Origin of the sequence: Devosia ginsengisoli, from assembly GCF_024707105.1 — a bacterium.
Classification (GTDB): Bacteria; Pseudomonadota; Alphaproteobacteria; order Rhizobiales; family Devosiaceae; genus Devosia; species Devosia ginsengisoli_A.
In genome coordinates this window covers 146924-163870 of the sequence record NZ_JANQAJ010000005.1, presented here as the reverse complement: position 1 = coordinate 163870, position 16947 = coordinate 146924, and the positions used below count along the sequence as shown (strand labels likewise).

13 protein-coding genes and 1 pseudogene are annotated in these 16947 nt (G+C 64.6%); 3 read left to right on the top strand and 11 right to left on the bottom strand.

All coding sequences use genetic code 11. The annotated features are described in order from the left end of the window. The first annotated feature begins 43 nt into the window (after window positions 1-43). Window positions 44-1202, top strand: a pseudogene (gene pobA, locus NVV79_RS02255) (4-hydroxybenzoate 3-monooxygenase). 250 nt (window positions 1203-1452) lie between these two features. On the opposite strand, the gene NVV79_RS02250 reads toward pobA, so the two are convergent. Then, the gene (locus tag NVV79_RS02250; protein WP_303985843.1) at window positions 1453-2796 is read right to left on the bottom strand and encodes an FAD/NAD(P)-binding protein; all 1344 of its coding nucleotides are present in this window, start codon (window positions 2794-2796) and stop codon (window positions 1453-1455) included. A 249-nt stretch (window positions 2797-3045) separates the two neighbouring features. Between NVV79_RS02250 and NVV79_RS02245 the strand changes: the two genes are divergently transcribed. After that, on the top strand, window positions 3046-5316 hold the full coding sequence (locus tag NVV79_RS02245) for an FdhF/YdeP family oxidoreductase (protein WP_303985840.1): 2271 nt from the start codon (window positions 3046-3048) through the stop codon (window positions 5314-5316). Next, window positions 5316-6152 carry a formate dehydrogenase accessory sulfurtransferase FdhD gene (fdhD, locus tag NVV79_RS02240; protein ID WP_303985838.1) on the top strand — a complete coding sequence of 279 codons (837 nt, stop codon included), beginning with the start codon at window positions 5316-5318 and terminating at the stop codon, window positions 6150-6152. Before NVV79_RS02245 ends, fdhD begins: the two co-directional genes overlap by 1 nt. A gap of 103 nt (window positions 6153-6255) precedes the next feature. Here fdhD and NVV79_RS02235 read toward each other — a convergent pair whose 3' ends face one another. From NVV79_RS02235 to NVV79_RS02190, 10 genes are all read right to left on the bottom strand, one after another. Beyond that, on the bottom strand, window positions 6256-6933 hold the full coding sequence (locus NVV79_RS02235; protein ID WP_303985835.1) for a hypothetical protein: 678 nt from the start codon (window positions 6931-6933) through the stop codon (window positions 6256-6258). Beyond that, entirely contained in the window at window positions 6933-7979 is a 1047-nt protein-coding gene (locus tag NVV79_RS02230; RefSeq protein ID WP_303985833.1) for an ABC transporter ATP-binding protein, read from the bottom strand. The genes NVV79_RS02235 and NVV79_RS02230 overlap by 1 nt, the downstream gene beginning before the upstream one ends. A 2-nt stretch (window positions 7980-7981) precedes the next feature. Then, window positions 7982-8824, bottom strand: coding sequence for a carbohydrate ABC transporter permease (locus NVV79_RS02225; RefSeq protein WP_303985831.1), 843 nt, complete (start codon window positions 8822-8824; stop codon window positions 7982-7984). Next, window positions 8814-9734, bottom strand: a complete 921-nt coding sequence (locus tag NVV79_RS02220) for a carbohydrate ABC transporter permease (protein WP_303985830.1) — start codon at window positions 9732-9734, stop codon at window positions 8814-8816. The genes NVV79_RS02225 and NVV79_RS02220 overlap by 11 nt, the downstream gene beginning before the upstream one ends. A 261-nt stretch (window positions 9735-9995) precedes the next feature. Further along, the gene (locus NVV79_RS02215) at window positions 9996-11264 is read right to left on the bottom strand and encodes an ABC transporter substrate-binding protein (protein ID WP_303985827.1); all 1269 of its coding nucleotides are present in this window, start codon (window positions 11262-11264) and stop codon (window positions 9996-9998) included. A 19-nt stretch (window positions 11265-11283) separates the two neighbouring features. Continuing rightward, window positions 11284-12897 carry an FAD-dependent oxidoreductase gene (locus NVV79_RS02210; protein WP_303985824.1) on the bottom strand — a complete coding sequence of 538 codons (1614 nt, stop codon included), beginning with the start codon at window positions 12895-12897 and terminating at the stop codon, window positions 11284-11286. Further along, the gene (locus tag NVV79_RS02205) at window positions 12894-13922 is read right to left on the bottom strand and encodes a LacI family DNA-binding transcriptional regulator (RefSeq protein ID WP_303985821.1); all 1029 of its coding nucleotides are present in this window, start codon (window positions 13920-13922) and stop codon (window positions 12894-12896) included. The genes NVV79_RS02210 and NVV79_RS02205 overlap by 4 nt, the downstream gene beginning before the upstream one ends. Window positions 13923-14042: 120 nt before the next feature. Further along, window positions 14043-14858 (bottom strand): ABC transporter ATP-binding protein, encoded by an 816-nt coding sequence (locus tag NVV79_RS02200; protein ID WP_303985818.1) that lies wholly within the window; start codon window positions 14856-14858, stop codon window positions 14043-14045. Continuing rightward, on the bottom strand, window positions 14848-15882 hold the full coding sequence (locus NVV79_RS02195) for an iron ABC transporter permease (protein ID WP_303985816.1): 1035 nt from the start codon (window positions 15880-15882) through the stop codon (window positions 14848-14850). Before NVV79_RS02195 ends, NVV79_RS02200 begins: the two co-directional genes overlap by 11 nt. Then, the gene (locus NVV79_RS02190) at window positions 15879-16823 is read right to left on the bottom strand and encodes an iron ABC transporter permease (RefSeq protein ID WP_303985814.1); all 945 of its coding nucleotides are present in this window, start codon (window positions 16821-16823) and stop codon (window positions 15879-15881) included. Before NVV79_RS02190 ends, NVV79_RS02195 begins: the two co-directional genes overlap by 4 nt. Window positions 16824-16947 lie beyond the last annotated feature (124 nt).

Sequence of the window (16947 nt, the reverse complement as noted above, 5' to 3'; positions counted from 1 at the left end):
TACCCCGATCCGCGCATGCTGGTGCCAGGAATGGGAGAACCAGGTGCGCAGTCAGGTTGTCATTGTGGGGGCGGGTCCGGCGGGGCTCATGCTGGGGCGGCTGCTCGAACTGGCCGGGATCGATACGGTTATTCTCGAGCGCAAGAGCGCCGACTATGTGCTGGGGCGCATCCGCGCCGGGGTGCTCGAACAGGGCAGCATGGCGCTGATGGATCGGGCGCAGGCCGGCGCGCGCATGCATGAAGAAGGGCTGATTCACCAGGGGGGTCGAGCTCAGCTTCGATGGCGACAGCCAGCGCGTGGATTTCGAGGCGCTGATCGGCCGCCATGTCATGGTCTATGGCCAGACCGAGGTGACGCGCGACCTGATGGCGGCGCGGCAGGCCACGACCATCTACGAAGCGGGGGACGTCGCCCTGCACGATTTCGACGGCAAGCCCTATGTCACCTATGTCAAGGACGGGGTGACGCAACGGATCGATTGCGATTTCATCGCCGGCTGCGACGGCTATCACGGCGTGGCGCGGGCCAGCGTTCCGGCTGCGGCGCTGACCACGTTCGAGCGGATATATCCCTTTGGCTGGCTTGGCGTGTTGGTCGATCAACCACCGGTGGCGCATGAGCTGATCTATGCCCATCACGAACGGGGTTTTGCGCTCTGCTCGCAGCGTTCACCCAGCCGCAGCCGCTATTACGTGCAGGTGCCGACGGACGAGAAAGTGGAGAACTGGTCCGACACCCGCTTCTGGGACGAGTTGCGGGCGCGGCTCAGTCCGGCCGCGGCCGAGGCGCTCAAGACCGGGCCGTCCATCGAGAAATCCATCGCGCCCTTGCGCAGCTTCGTGGCGGAGCCGCTGCGGTTCGGCCGGCTGTTCCTGGCCGGAGACGCCGCCCATATCGTGCCGCCCACCGGGGCCAAGGGGCTGAACCTGGCGATGAGCGACGTGGCTGCTTTGGCCGATGCGCTGATCAAGCATTTCGGCGAACAGTCGGATGCCGGGATCGATGGCTATTCGAGCAAGGTGCTTGATCGTATCTGGAAGGCCGAACGCTTCAGTTGGTGGATGACCAGCCTGCTCCATACCTTCCCGGAAACCGGGGCCTTCGGCCGGCGTATCCAGAGGGCGGAGTTCGACTATCTGGCCGGCTCGGTCGCGGCACAGCAGAGCCTAGCGGAGAATTATACCGGGCTACCGTTTTAGAGCGGCTTGGACGCATGAGGCCGGTTACCCCTCTCCCCTTGTGGGAGAGGGTGGAAATCCGCGTTCAGCGGATTTCCGGGTGAGGGGGCCCGCGCCATCCCATGCGTTAATGTTTGTGGATCGCTTGGTGCCCCCTCATCCGCCCTTCGGGCACCTTCTCCCACGAGGGGAGAAGGGGGAAGCCCCAGCCTCCTGATCAAAATAAACGCACCTCCTCAAGGGGAGGTGAGCCGGCATCCTGCGAAGAGCTTTATCCTTCCAGCAGGCGTCGGGCGATATCGGCGCATTGTTTGCGGATATCGGGCACGGCCTCGATCTCGAAGAAGCGACCGCGGGTGAGCGGGCCGACGGCCAGCAGGTGGTCCGAGGTCTTGCCGTCGGCGGCAATGACGAAGCAGTTTTCGTCGACATCGAGACCGATATGCAGCGGATCGGGCCGACCATCGCCCCTGGCGATGAGGTCGCGGATGATGGGATTGGAGCTGGTTTCCACATCGACCGTGACGCCGCCGCAATCATAGACGCGGGCGACGTCCATCGGTTGGCGATCCTGCTGTCCGCGCGGCCGGATCGTGGCGCGGACGTCGGCGCCATGGCGCTCGATGCCGACGAATTCGGCGGCGATGAGTTCGACCTGTCCGCCGGCAATGGCCGCGCTCAGGCGCTCATGCTGTTCGGGCGGCAAGCGGTGGCGATGGATGTTCCACCAGGGGCGGAGATGACGCAAAGCCTGGCGCTTGGTGCGCTCGGTCCAGCTCTGCCAGATGCGCTGGTTGAAGGGGCGCAGCCCGTCGATGACGCTACGCCAGTCGCCACCCTTGGCCTCGGTATCGGCGACCAGCGTGCGGAACCAGGTGAGGAAATGCGGCAGGCTGGTGCCGAAAGGCACGTCGGCTTCGTCGATCGGCAGCGGCGGGACATCGCGGTGGCCCTTGGGCAGGAAGCCATTGCGCGAGACGACGAGGATGGGGCCGCGATGCTCGATCTGGGCGAGCGACAGCCAGGTATCGACCATGCTGAGGCCGGAGCCCAGAATCATGACCGGCGCATCTGGATCGAGCGGGGTATCTTCCGCCGAACCGATGCGCACGGCGATGCCGCGTCCGCGGGCCGGCTGAGTCTCGTGACCCACCGCCAGCACAGCATGGGTGCTGGTAATAGTGGTGCCGTTGGCGAGCACGGTTTCGACACCGGCCGCGCCTTGCCGCACCGCCACGGCCTCGTCGGCCTGGACGGTGAGACGGCCGGGACGCAAACGCGCGGCTTCGCCCAGCACATGTTCGAGATAGGTGCCGTAGAGCCGGCGCGGCACGAAGACCCAGGAGCCGGTGGGGCTGGGATAGTTCTGCGCCTGCAGCCAGCGCCAGAAATGGTCGGGATCGTCGGCAAAGGCGCTCATGCCGCGGGCGGGCACATTGACCTTGTGGTCGCGCTGACTGGCCGAATAGGCCACGCCCTGACCGAACTCGCCGCGCCGTTCCAGCAGGGTCACGGCGATGTCGGCGTCGGGATCACGCAGGAGATGCGCCGCCAGCAATACGCCGCTGGCACCACCGCCAATGATGGTTACGGAGGATCTGCCTTGATCGGTCACTTGCGTCTTCCGGTGGTTGCCGCGTCAGGCGGTGAACTGGTCGTCATATAGAATGTTCATAATGTCCACCGGCTGCGTAGACAATGCGCTTTGCGATGATTTTGCGTCTGTCGCCTGTTTTGTAGTTTCCGTTTGCGCCATGCCGCGCGTTCGAAGCAGAGGATTTCGGCGCTCCGACCCGACATATTGGCCATGGAAGGGCGCCCTCCCCTATGCTCTAGTGTTCGGAGCGCATCGAGGATCGGAACAGTGAGCGACAAGCAGCCCCGCTACAAGACCTATAATCACCCCGCCGGCGGCTGGGGTGCAGCGGCGGCGACGGCCAAGGTGCTGATGGAGCAGAGCGTGGTCGGCAAGGGCTCGCGGGCGCTGCTGACCATGAACCAGCCCGGCGGCTTCAAATGCCCGAGTTGCGCCTATCCCGACCCGGAATGCAAGAAGACGCTGGAATTCTGCGAGAACGGCGCCAAGGCGCTGGCGCATGAGGCGACCAAATTCCGGGTGACGCGGGAATTCTTCGAACAGCATTCCGTCAGCGAACTCATGGCGCAGTCCGACTATGAGCTGGAAATGCACGGACGGCTCACCGAGCCGATGCGCTATGACGCGGCGAGCGACCATTATGTGCCCTGTTCGTGGGACGAGGCCTTTGCGCTGGTCGGCCAGCATTTGCGAGCGCTCGAGAGTCCCCAAGAGGCAGAATTCTATACGTCGGGCCGCACGCCCAACGAGGCTGCCTTTCTCTATTCCATCTTCGTGCGCGAGTTCGGCACCAACAATTTCCCCGACTGCTCGAATATGTGCCACGAGCCGACCAGCCGCGGGCTACCGCACTCCATCGGAGTGGGCAAGGGCACGGTGGTGATCGAGGATTTCGAGCATACCGACGCGATCTTCATCATCGGGCAGAATACCGGCACCAATGCGCCGCGGATGATGACCAACCTGGTGGAAGCCCGCAAACGCGGCGTGCCCATCGTGGTGGTCAATCCCATGCCGGAGCGGGCGCTGATCCGCTTCACCGAGCCGCAGGACGTGGTGCAGATGGCCACGATGGGCTCGACACCCATTGCCAGCGAATTCGTGCATATCCGCATCGGCGGCGATCTGGCGCTGCTCAAGGGCATGATGAAAGTGATCTTCGAGCGCGAGGCGGCGGGCGAGGCCATCATCGATCGCGACTTCATCGCCGAGCATACGCTGGGATTCGAGGCCATCCGCGACGATGCCATGGCGCAGGACTGGGCGGAGATATCAGCGGTCTCGGGTATTTCGGAAGAACAGATCAGGCGCTGCGCCGAAATCTACATTCGCTCCAAGGCGACCATGATCTGCTACGGCATGGGCATAACCCAGCACCAGCAGGGATCGCGCATGGTGCAGCAGATTGCCAACCTGCTGATGCTGCGCGGCAATTTCGGCCGGCCCGGCGCTGGCATTTCGCCCATTCGCGGCCATTCCAACGTGCAGGGCGACCGCACGGTGGGGATCGACGAGAAGCCGAGCCAGGCCTATCTCGACCGGGTGCGTGACGTGTTCGGGTTCGAGCCACCGCGCGAGCATGGCCACCATACGGTGGAATCGGTCGAGGCGATGAGAAACGGCCAGGCCAAGGTGTTCATCGGGCTGGGCGGCAACTTCGTCCGCGCGGTGCCCGATACCGAGCAGGCCTATGCGGCGATGCAGAAGCTGGCGCTGACGGTGGGCATCGCCACCAAGCTCAATCGCGGGCATCTGGTGCATGGGCGCGATGCGCTGATCCTGCCAGTGGTGGCGCGCTCGGAATATATCCGGACCAAAGCCGGCGAGCAGTTCATCACCATCGAGGACTCGATGTCCAATGTGACGGCATCGCGTGGCGTGCTGGAGCCGGCAAGTCCCGATTGCATGCCGGAGGTGGAGATCGTCTGCCGCATGGCGATGGCCACACTGCCCGACAGCAAGGTGGATTGGGCCAGCTATATCGACGACTATGACGCCATTCGCGACAGGATCGCCGATGTCTATCCGCAAATCTATGCCGATTTCTCCGAGCGCATCAAAGCGCCTAGGGGCTTTCATCTCGACATTCCGCCGCGCCGGCGCGTCTGGCCGACGCCCAGCGGCAAGGCCAATTTCCTGCTGTTCGAGGGCCTGCATGTCGATGCGGTGATCGAGGATGACACTATGCTGCGCCTGGCCACAGTGCGCTCGCATGACCAGTTCAACACCACGATCTACAGCTATAATGACCGCTATCGCGGGGTCTATAATGACCGCATGGTGCTGTTCATGAATGAAGAGGACCGCAAGGCGCGTGGGCTGGAATCGGGCCAGAAGATTGCGCTCGAAACCATCGCCACCGATGGCGTCGAGCGGCGGATCGCTGGGCTGACCGTGCTCGACTATCCGATGCCGCGCGGCGCGGTGGCCGGCTACTACCCCGAGCTCAATCCACTGCTGCCGCTCGACTATTACGACCGCATCAGCGGCACGCCGGCGGCCAAATCGGTACCGGTGCGCGTGGTGCAGGGCGGCTGATGGACAGGCCGCTGGAGGCAGAGGGGCGGCGGGCGGTCGAGACCGCGCTGGATCGGCTCGGGCTGGGGCTTGGGCCGCAGGGCGATGCGAGGATCATCCGCAATGTGCCGGTCGAGGCGCCGGTGGCCTTCGATGTGTGCGGCATCGGCTATGCCGTCATGATGGCGACGCCGGCGGACCTGGTGGACTATGCCACCGGCTTTGCACTGAGCGAGGGACTTGCGACGGGGCCGGCGGATATTCTCGACGTGCAGGCCCATGCGGTGAAGGGCGGGTTCGTGGTACGGCTGAACCTGCCGCCTGATGGCGCGCAGAAAGCGATGGCGCGAGCGCGGACGCGGGTCACCGAAAGCAGTTGTGGGCTCTGCGGCATCGACAATATCGAACAGGTGTTGCGCCCCCTGCCCCCAGTCGCCGCCCGCATCAGCGTAGATCGGCAGGCTATCACGCGGGCGCTAGAGGGGTTGTCGGAGCACCAGCCGCTCAGCCGGGAAACCGGTGCGGTGCATGGGGCGGCGTTCTGCCTGCCCGATGGCAGCATCGTGATGGCGCGCGAGGATGTGGGCCGGCACAATGCGCTCGACAAGCTCATCGGCGCCTTGGCGTGGCAGGCGATCGATCCGGGGACGGGGTTTTTCCTGCTGACGGCGCGGTGCAGCTATGAACTGGTGGAAAAGACCGTGCGGGCGGGCTGCCCGATGCTGGTGACCATTTCGGCGCCGACTACACTGGCGGCCGAGCGGGCCGCAGCGGCGGGGCTGACGCTGGTGACGCTGGCGCGTGCCGATGCGGCGCTGGTGCTGAGTGGGCGGGATAATATCGTGACGGCGCCCTGAAGCGTTTCTGCGATCCTTAAGGCCACCCCCCTCCCTAGCTCTGCTACGGCCCTTCGGGCCTAGCGACGCTACCCTCCCCTCAAGGGGGAGGGTGGGCATGGGGCTAGATCGAAGCGATAGCGCTCACGGCCGCGCGCACGGATTGCGGTGTGTTGCCGGTGACGATGGCGCCCAGCAGGGGTGCAGCTATGCCGGCCTGGCGCAGCTTGGCTGCATCTGTTGGCGTGAGGTTGAGCTGGCTGGGGACGATGACGGGGATGTCCACCGCTTCGGCGATCTGGCGGTAGCGGGCGAGATCGGCATCGGTCATGGCGGTGCGATAGCGCTCGAAGGGCATGATCGAGGCTTCGATGATGCAGCCGCGAATGGCGGCGATGCGGGCAATATCTTCCGGCGTGCTGTCGGAGGACAAAGCCGGCATGGGGCGGAGCCGCGATTGCAGCAGGTGCGGTTGCAGGTGGTCGATATAGACGTTGAAGCCTTCGAAGCCGAGGGTGGCCAGAGCCTCCATCTCCTCGGGTGAAGGCACGGTTTCCTGGCCGGCCATGACGAGGAGCGTGCAGCCGAGTTTGGCCAACTGCTCGAAGAAGGGGCGTTCCTCGGCGAAGCTGCCAAAGGTCGTGCCGGTGGCGCGATGATAGGCGTTGAGATGGGTCTTGAGCGCGAAGGCGCCGCCATCCAGCGCCGCCTTGGCCAGATCCAGATCGTGGCGGGCCAGCGAGACGATGACGGGAAAGGCGCCGCCGGTCAGAGCGCGGTAGAGCTTGGTTTCGGGATACATCAGCCGATCCGTGCGCCGGTTTCGGTGTCGAAGAGGTGGATAGCGGCGAGATCGGGCCGGACATGGATGATTTCGCCGGGGCGGGCGGACAGCCGCTCGCGGAAGACGCCGATGATCCTGTGTTCGCCCAGGGTCATGGTGACCTGGGTTTCGGAGCCCATGGGTTCGACCAGGGTAACGGTGGCGGGCACGCCGTCATCGGCCAGAATAAGGTGTTCCGGGCGAATGCCATAGGTGGCCTTGCCCCTTGCGGCGGTGCCTGATGGCAGCGGCAGGGTTACCCCGGCTGCCACGAAGCCCTGTTCGGTGATTTCGCCGCCGATCAGGTTCATGGCGGGGGAGCCGATGAAGCCGGCGACGAAAAGGTTGGCCGGGCGGTCATAGAGGTCGAGCGGGGCGCCGATCTGCTCGACCCGGCCGGCATTCATCACCACGATGCGGTCGGCCATGGTCATGGCTTCCACCTGATCGTGGGTGACATAGACGGTAGTGACGCCGAGGCGCTGGTGCAGGCCCTTGATCTCGCCGCGCATCACGACGCGCAGCTTGGCGTCGAGATTGCTGAGGGGTTCGTCGAACAGGAAGACCTGCGGATTGCGCACGATGGCGCGGCCCATGGCGACGCGCTGGCGCTGGCCTCCGGAAAGCTGGCGGGGATAGCGATCGAGCAGGGGCACCAGGCCAAGGATTTCGGCGGCCCATTTGACGCGCTCTGCTATCTCGGCCTTGGAGGCACCGCGATGCTCGAGCGAGAAGCCCATATTGGTGGCGACCGTCATATGCGGATAGAGCGCATAGTTCTGGAACACCATGGCGATGTCGCGGTCCTTGGGTTCGAGGTCGTTGACCACGCGGCCGCCGATTTCGACCGCACCGTCGGTGATGACTTCGAGACCGGCAATCATGCGCAGCAGGGTGGATTTGCCGCAGCCCGATGGGCCGACCAGCACGATGAATTCGCCATCGGCAATGGCGATGTCGACGCCATGCAGCACCTTGGCATCGCCATAGGCCTTGCGAACGGATTTGAGGGTAACGGGAGCCATGGTCAGCCTTTCAGCCCGGTATGGGCGAGCCCTTCGACGAACTGCTTCTGTGCCACGATGAAGACCAGCAGGACCGGGATGGCGGTCATGGTCGCGGCGGCGAGCTGGATGTTCCACATGGCCCCGCCATAGGCATCGGTGAACTGGGTCAGCGCCTGGGGCAGGGTGAACATCTGCGTCGAGGAGAGGAATACGATCGGTTCGAGATAGAGGTTCCAGGAATGGAGGAAGGTGAAGATGGCCACCGCGCCGAGGGCGGGCTTGGCGAGCGGCAGGGCGATGGTCCAGAAGATCTTGAACCGGCCCAGGCCATCGACGCGGGCAGCCTCTTCCAGCTCGACCGGCAAAGCGATGAAGAACTGGCGCATGACGAAGGTGGCAAAGACCGAGGGCGCGCCGAAGATCGGCACCAGGATCAGCGGCCAATGGGTGTTGATCATGCCCCATTTGAGGAACATCTGGAACAACGGGACGATGGTGACCTCGCTGGGGATCAGCAGGCCCAGCAGGACCACCATGAAGATGGCATTGCTGAAGGGAAACTTGATCCGCGCGAAGGCATAGCCGGCCATGGACGAGATGAGCATCGTGCCTGCGGTGACCAAAGCGGCGATATAGGCCGAGTTCCAGTATTGCCGGGCAAAGGGCTGCAGTTCGAAGACCTGGGCATAGGTCGAGAAATCGAAGCGGCGAGGCCAGAGATCGGGCGGGAAGGCGAAGATGTCGCTGATCGGCTTGACCGACGAGGTGACCATCCACCAGGTCGGGAAGACGAACGGGATGAGCAGCACGCACATCAGCCCGTAAAGCGCCACTTTCATGCGGGGGGAGAGATCAGTTTTCATAGAAGACGATCCGCTTGCGGAGCTGCCACTGGGCGAAGGTGAGCGCGGCGACGATGACGAAGAGCAGGATCGACAGGGTCGAGCCATAGCCGAAGAAGTGGAACTGGAAGGCCTGCTGATAGAGGTAGTAGACCAGAACCGTGGTCGACATGCCCGGTCCGCCCTGGGTGAGGACGGCAATCTGGGCGAATACCTGGAGCGAGCCGACGACGGTGATGATCGAGGTCAGCAGGATGGTGGGGGAGATCAGCGGCAGGGTGATGCGGCGGAACTGCTTGAAGCGCCCTGCCCCATCGACCCGCGCGGCTTCGTAAAGCTCCTTGGGTACGCCCTGGAGCGCGGCAAGAAACAGGACCATGTTGAGACCGACATTCTTGAAGACCTGCACCACCACCACCGAGATCAGGGCCGTGGTGGGCGTGCGCAGCCAGTTAGGCCCTTCGATACCGAGCATGGCCAGCATGCCATTGATGCCGCCATTGTTCTGCAGCAGGAAGCTCCAGACGATGGTCCAGGCGACAAGCGACACCACGACGGGCGAGAAGAACAGGGTGCGGAAGACCACGAGACCCCTGAGCTTCTGGTCCAGCAGCACGGCCAGCAGCAAAGCCAGCGACATGTTGAGGATCACCAGCCCGACCGAGAAAATGGCCGAGGCCAGCAGAACCGATGGCAGGTTGGGATCGGCCAGCAGCATCTGGTAATTGGCCGCGCCAACATAGTTGAAGGTGGAGGCCAGCACATTCCATTCGTGCAGCGAATACCAGAAGACCAGGCCGAGCGGCACGAGGACGAAGGTGATGATGCCGACCAACTGGGGGGCGATGAAAACATAGCCCGCGGCCGCGTCGCGACGGGCCATGGTCCAGAAGGGGCGTTTTTGCTGCATGGGCTCTGCCGGCAAGCTCATAAGGGTGGTTCCTTCGTCTCCCTCCCCTTGTGGGAGGGATCAAGGGTGGGGGTGTCACGAGCATCGGACTCGCGGAAGCATACCCCCACCCTGCTCGATTCAACGGACTTAGCTGACGCTAAGCCCTATCTCGCTTCCAGCCATTCGAGCATAGCTCTCATGGCCTTCTCGCCTAAGATCGCTCCACCGGAGCGATCTTGCCCTGCGGGCCGGCTCGCAGCCCCACAAGGGGGAGGGAGGGGTTCAGTGCCTAACCTCGCCTTAGCGGGCCAGCAGCGGGCTGACGCTGGAGCACACATTGCCGAGCACGGCGGCGACATCGGCATCGGCCACCCAGAGGCTGTCCAGCGAGGCGCGGATGGTCTGCTGGATTTGGGCGAAGTTGGTGTGACCCGGCAGCACGACACCGTTGGAAATGCCGGAGATCACCACATTGTCGATCTGTTCAGCCGAAAGCAGCGGATTGGTGGCGGCCAGGGTTTCGGCATTGAGCAGGCTGGCGCGGGCCGGCGGGAAGAACTGGGCCAGCTTCTGGCTGTTTTCCGGGTTGGTCATGTAGGCCAGGAACTCCACCGCCGTATCGACATTGGCTCCGGCAGCGAAGGCGCCGACACCGGCCTGACCGACCACGGCATATTCCCCGACCGGACCAGCCGGCAGCGGCACCAGATCCCAATCGAAGGGATTTTCCGTGGGCAGCAGCGAAGCGCGGCTGATCTGGGTGATGGTCATGCCGGTTTCCCCGGCGAAGAAGTCGATATCCTCACCGGGGCCGGGCATGGCCTTGTCGGTGAAGATGGCCTTGTGGATGGCGGTCATGGCATCAACCATGGGCTGGTCGGCGAAGGTACAGGTCTTGCCATCGGCCGACCACGGCGTGGCGCCCCAGCCATTCCAGATCGAGGCCATGTTCTGCCAGACCTGATACTTGAAATCGCGGACGACGAGACCCGTCTTGCCGGATTGGCCGACGGTGGCCGCGGTGGCGAAGGCATTGTCCCAGTTCCATTCGCCCGCAGCGATCAATTCGGCCGGGGTCTTGGCGCCGGCAGCCTTGATGACGTCGTTGTTGGCGAAGATGGCGAAGGGCGAGGTGGAGAAGGGATAGGCGAAGAGCTGGCCATCCTTGGTCCAGAGCGCGGTCGCCTGCTCGGTGACATCGGCCAGGTCATAGCCTTCGGTGGCGGCAAAGGCGTCGGTCAGCGGGGCCAGGGCGCCGGAATTGACGAAGTCGGCAGCCGTGGTTTCGAGAATCCAGGCCAGGTCCGGCGGATTGCCGCCGGCGATCTGGGTGGTCAGGGTCGTGGTGTAGCTGTCGAAGGGCAGCGGTTCGAAACTGACCGTGACATTGGGGTGGGTTGCCTTGAAGCCCTCGGCAATCTCGTTGAACGTGGCCAGATGCGCTTCGTTGGCGCTCCAGATGGTCATGCGCAGGTTGACTGCGTCCTGTGCCCAGGCCGTACCTGTCGCAGCGAGCCCGAGAACGATGCCGGCGATGGCCGCCGATGCCTTCAGATGATTGGTTTTCATTGGTTCCTCCTTGTGGTCGTCAATAGCCACGCACATCCGGCCAGCGGATCTCGATCCCCTGGGTGTAGAGATGGGCCTGGAATTCGGTGAGCAGGCCGTCATCCGCCTGCACCTGGTGCGGCGTCAGCCCGTTATTGAGGCAATGGGCGGCCAAAAGGCCGGCCACTTCGCCCACATTCCACTCCACCGGATGCAGGCGGTAGCAGCCGTTGGTGATGTGGGTGGTGCCCAGATTCTTGCCACCGGGCAGCAGGTTCTTCACCCGGCGCGGCAGCAGCGCGCCGAGCGGAATCTCGAAAGGCGAGGATTCTACGTCGACATAGTTGTCGCCCCCGGTCGAGGGGTGCAGGTCTATGCGGTACATGCCGATGCCGACGCTGTCGCGATAGTGCCGGGAGAGGGCATTGCCATGCACGGCCATGGACACGTCCTGCTCGACGATGCGGGTAACCGGCAGGATGCGGCGGCTTTCTCTGACATAGGGGGCCATGGCCAGGCCATGGTCGGTGCCGGTGATATCGCCGCGCAGGCGCAGGCCGGGGAAACCCTGACCGCCATCGACGCGGGGCGCCTCGGTCTGCAACCAGTAGAACATGGAATGGGAAAGTTCGGCCGCCGCTTTGAGGTGAGCCGCCTTCTCTTCCTCGGAAACGTCGATGATGGTGCCGAGCATATAGTCGATCATCGGCCAGTTCACGAGGCAGATGTCGGAGCCATAGGCACCGGGCACGAAATTGCGGCGCGCGGCGATGCGGCGGAAGGTCCAGAGATTGCCGTCACCCGGATTGCGGCGCTGGTCGGCATCGACCAGTAGCGGATCGTCATCAGGATTGGGGGTGAAACTGCGCTCGGTGATTTCGAGCGTGCGCGGATGGGGTGCCTTGAAGCTGAGCAGCGGGCCGCCCCAGAAATCGGGCTGGTACTGGCGCCAGAAATCGTAGTTGGCCGGCTTGTCACCCACCTGGTTGCCATCGACATGATCGACGGCAAAACAGATCGAGACGGCCTGCACATTGTCCGGCTGAGCCTCGGCCGGTGCGCTGGGCTCGCCCGTATCGGACTGGGCCTCGAAGCCCTTGGCATATTCGGTGCCCGTGAGCGGCAGGAGATCGCCCAGCTCGGTGGCGTCCACGACATAGGGCGCCGAGACCACGATGCGCTCACCGCTGTCGCGGTGCTGCAGGGTGATGGCGCGAACGGTGTCGCCGTCGACATCGGCCGCGACGGGCCGCCAGGGCTGGAGCACGCGCAACTGCCCGCCGCCGCGCCAGGGCGCCAGCATGGCTTCGATGACGGCGACACCGACGCGCGGTTCGGCGCAGAGACGGCTGACCCAGCCGGCGCCGGGATTGAGATCGCCCCAGGCGCGGCTTTCCGCCGTCAGCGGATAGTGGTCGCGGTAATACTGGCGGATGCCGTTGCGCAATTGGCGATAGGAGCGGGTGATGCCGAACTGCTCGACCCAGGAATGTTCGTCCGGCGGCACGGCCTGGCTCGTGAGCTGGCCGCCCAGCCAGTCATATTCCTCGGTGAGGATGACGGTGCGCCCGGAGCGCAGCGCGCCAAGCGCGGCGGCGACGCCGCCAAGGCCACCACCGACAACGAGCAGATCGGCTGAATATTCTTTGGTCATCTGGTCTTCTTGGTCTTGGGAGAAAGCGGACCGAGGGTATCGCCCTCGACGGGTTCGCAGGGCAGCAGGAGCTGTTCGACCGGCGCATCGTTCTCGACGCGCCGCACCAGCATTTCGGTTGCGGCCTTGGCCATCGCCTCGCGGGGAATGGCGAAGGAGGTGAAGCGACGGCCGGGTTCATCGGCGCGGATGTGATTGCCGAGCACGACGATGGAAAGGTCGCCGGGCACCGACAGGCCCCGCTCGCGCGCCACCGCTTCCACGCGCATCGCGTCGGCCAGTTCGGTGAAGAACACGCAACTGGCGCCGGCGCTGACCAATATGTCGAGCGTTTCGGCGGGGGGGCGATCGACGGCAAAGATGCTGGCGACCAGTTCGGCGTCGCCGATGGCGCGGCTGAAGCCGTACCAACGGTCGATGGTGGATTCGGCGCCTTCATTGAGGCCGACATAGGCGATGCGGCGGTGCCCCAGCGCCCTGGCGCGTTCGACCAGCGCCGAGGTGGCCGGGGCGTAATCGCCGCCGACATAGGGCACGGGGCCGCCGGCATCGTCGCGGCGACCGACGGCCACGAAGGGGAAATCACCAGCCACCAGCCGCGCCAGTTCGGTATTGTCGAATTTGCGACCGAGAATGACGCAGCCATCGGCCAGGCGCAGACGGACATTCTCGGCGAAAATCTTGCGCTGGGTGCCGGCGCCCGTCAGCAGGAGCAGGTCGTAGCCCAAAGCCTGGGCCGCCTCTTCGATGCCGAAGAGGAAGGGCGTGAAAAAATCGGCCTGTTCGGACGGGAAAGCGGGCTCGTAGGTGAAGACGCCCAGGATGCGGTTGAGGCCCTTGACCATGCGCCGCGCCACCGGGTCGGCGACGTAGCCGGTTTCGCGGATGACCTTTTCGACCCGTTCGCGGGTTTCCGCCGGGATGCGCGCCTGGGTGGCGGGCGCGGCATTCAGCACCAGCGAGACAGTCGCCTGGCTGACCCCGGCCAGCTGCGCAATATCCTTCTGTCTCAACCGTTTGGCCATTGCCGCACGCCTCTTTTTGCTAATACGTATTAGCTAGATAATGCGTATTAGCAATGCGGCGGATATTCTGTCAAGGCCGGACGGCGGTGATGGGGAAAACTTGCAGGCTGAGTTGTCGGCCTAGGCCGACAGGACCGTATCGGTGCCCAGTGGAATGCAGAGGGGGCGGCCGTGCACGGGGTCGGTGATGACCATGGAGCGGACATCGAACACAGTGCGAATGCCGGCTTCGGTCATGAGCTCTTCCGGGGTGCCGGAGGCGGCAATAGCGCCATCCCTGAGGAAAACCAGCTGATCGGCATAGCGCGCCGCCAGGTTGAGGTCATGCAGCACCAGGACGATGGTGCGACCGAACTCCCGGTTCAGCCGTCGGACGAGGTCGAGGCAATCGAGCTGGTGGGCCATGTCGAGGTGATTGACCGGCTCGTCGAGGCAGACGACGTCGGTTTCCTGCGCCAGGACCATGGCGATCCAGACCCGCTGCAATTGGCCGCCCGACAGCGAGCCCAGCCGCCGGCTGCGCAGGTGGGTCACGCCGGTGCCGGACATGGCCTTTTCCAGCGCCGCGCTGTCGCCGGGGCTCCAGGGCTGGAGCATGGACTGATGCGGATAACGGCCCAGCCGCACCAGTTCCTCGACCGTCATGTCGCCGGGGGCAGACGGGCTCTGCGCCAAAAGGCCGATCTGGCGGGCCAGTTGCTTGTCGTTGAGCCGGGCGATATCGAGTTCTTCGAGAAAGATCGCACCGGCTGCCGGCTTGTGCAGCCGGCGGATGGCGCGCAGCAGGGTGGATTTGCCACAACCATTGGGGCCGGCCAATACGGTGATCTTGCCACGCGCGATGGGCAGCGACAGGGCCTTGAGCACATTGACATTGCCATAGTCGAGGCTGAGGTCGCGAACCTGGATGCGGCTGTCCGAAAGATTATCCGTCATGGCGTTGCTTGCCCATCAGCAGGAACAGGAAATAGGGAGCGCCGATGACGGCTGTCACCGTGCCGGCCGGCACTTCGATCGGGGTGAACAGCACCCGCACGATCAGGTCTGCGCCGATCAGCATGATGGCGCCCAAAAGGAAGCTGCCCAGGATGCCGGCATAGACATTGCGCCCCACCAGAAGCCGCGCCAGATGCGGCGCCATCAACCCGATGAAGCCGACACCGCCGACAAAGGCCACGGCCAGGGCGGTCAGCCCGGCCGCCAAAGCGAAGATCAGGATGCGGAAGAGCGGCAGGTCGAGCCCCACGCCGCGCGCGGAGACTTCGTCGAGATCAGCCGGGGGCAGCTTGCGGGCCGCCAGCAGTACCAGCAGCATGACCGGCACCATGGCAATGGCGGTGATCTGGATTTCGCCCCAGTTGACCTCGTTGACGGCACCGGCAATCCAGCGCGCCGCCTGGCTGGTCTGGTAGATCGGGCCGATCAGCATCATCACCATGGTCACGGCCTTGGCGACGGCCGCTACGGCAATGCCGAACAGCAGCAGACGGATGGCCGAGGATGCCTGGCGACCGGAGAGAACGAATACCAGGGTGATGGCGATGATGGCGCCGGCCATGGCAGCGACCGGCTGATAGGCGATGGAGGTGACCAGCGAATTGGATTCGTCGGACAATACGGCAAGGAAGATCACCACGCCCAAAGCCGCCCCATCGACCACGCCCAACACGCCGGGCGAAGCCAACGAATTGCGGGTGATCTTCTGCAGCAGGAAGCCGGCCACCGCCATGCCGCCACCGGCCAGAGCCGCAATCACCACGCGCGGCAGGCGCAGTTGCAGCACGATGATGTTCTGCGTCTTCTCGCCGAAACCGGCTAGGACGCCGGCCACCTGATCGAGCGGAATCCAGGTCGAGCCGAAAGCGACGCCCGACAGCGCCAGCAGCACGAAGGCGGCGCTCATGATGGCCAGCGCCAGCGGCGCCCGGGCCACGGTCAGGGTGGAAGGCAGGTCGCTCATGCCGCTCTCCGCTTCAGCAGGACCAGCAGCACGACGCCACCGACCACGGCCGTGATGGCGCCGACGGGGGCTTCCACCGGATAGATGACGAAACGGGCTGCGATGTCGGCCACGGTGGCATAGATGGCCCCGATCAGGGCGGCAGCGGGGATCAGCCGGTCATGCCGCAACCCGACCAGCCAGCGGGCGGCATGGGGCACGACGAGGCCAACAAAGCCCACCGGGCCGGCCATGGCTACCGAGGCTCCGGTCAACAGCGATACAGAGAGGAAGCTGGCGCCTCGCACCACGACCAGCGGCACGCCGATGCTGGTGGCGGTGACGTCGTCGGCCTGCAGCGCATCGAGTGTACGCGCCAGTAGCACGGCGATGATGGCCCCGGCCAGCAGGATGGGTCCGCCGGACTGGGCCAGCGCCATCGGCCGGTCGACAAAGGCGCCCGACAGCCAGAACAGCAATTGCTGCAATTGGGCCTCGTTGGTGGTCAGGATCACCTCCACCAGCGAATGACCCAGCCCGGCGATAGTCACCCCGATGAGCACGATGCGGATCGGCGACAGCCCGCCGGCGCTGGCGGCAATAGCGAAGACAAGGAAGCTGGTGAGCAGGGCTCCCAGAGCGGCTGCCATGGAGAGGCCCAGCAGCGAGCCGATGCCGAAGGCCGAGCTGGCCAGCACCACAGCAAGCGAGGCCCCGGCATTGAGGCCCAGCGTATCGGGCGAGGCGATGCGATTGCGCGACAGGGTCTGCACCAGCACGCCGGCAATGCCCAGCCCTGCCCCGACCATCGGCGCGATGACCGCGCGCGGCAGGCGCAGATTGGCGATGACGACGGCTGTTTCGGAATTGTCGAAGGCGAACAAAGCCTGCCAGACCTGGTCCAGCCCATAGAGCCGATAGCCCAGCGTCAGGCTGCCCAGCATGGCTGCGAATAAAAGCACGACCAGCCCGCCATAGATCAACGGCAGGCGCCTGGTGACACCGACAGACGGGGCGGCAGCGAGGGCAGCGGTGGACAGGGCAGGCCCCAGATAAGTTGATGTTGACAGTCACAATAAATTCTGA

What these genes read in the sequence shown, in the direction of transcription:
- NVV79_RS02235 (WP_303985835.1), bottom strand. Translation starts at nt 6,933, where the DNA reads ATGTATCCCGAAACCAAGCTCTACCGCGCTCTGACCGGCGGCGCCTTT.
- fdhD (WP_303985838.1), top strand. Translation starts at nt 5,316, where the DNA reads ATGGACAGGCCGCTGGAGGCAGAGGGGCGGCGGGCGGTCGAGACCGCG.
- NVV79_RS02210 (WP_303985824.1), bottom strand. Translation starts at nt 12,897, where the DNA reads ATGACCAAAGAATATTCAGCCGATCTGCTCGTTGTCGGTGGTGGCCTT.
- NVV79_RS02200 (WP_303985818.1), bottom strand. Translation starts at nt 14,858, where the DNA reads ATGACGGATAATCTTTCGGACAGCCGCATCCAGGTTCGCGACCTCAGC.
- NVV79_RS02215 (WP_303985827.1), bottom strand. Translation starts at nt 11,264, where the DNA reads ATGAAAACCAATCATCTGAAGGCATCGGCGGCCATCGCCGGCATCGTT.
- NVV79_RS02220 (WP_303985830.1), bottom strand. Translation starts at nt 9,734, where the DNA reads ATGAGCTTGCCGGCAGAGCCCATGCAGCAAAAACGCCCCTTCTGGACC.
- NVV79_RS02225 (WP_303985831.1), bottom strand. Translation starts at nt 8,824, where the DNA reads ATGAAAACTGATCTCTCCCCCCGCATGAAAGTGGCGCTTTACGGGCTG.
- NVV79_RS02195 (WP_303985816.1), bottom strand. Translation starts at nt 15,882, where the DNA reads ATGAGCGACCTGCCTTCCACCCTGACCGTGGCCCGGGCGCCGCTGGCG.
- NVV79_RS02230 (WP_303985833.1), bottom strand. Translation starts at nt 7,979, where the DNA reads ATGGCTCCCGTTACCCTCAAATCCGTTCGCAAGGCCTATGGCGATGCC.
- NVV79_RS02205 (WP_303985821.1), bottom strand. Translation starts at nt 13,922, where the DNA reads ATGGCCAAACGGTTGAGACAGAAGGATATTGCGCAGCTGGCCGGGGTC.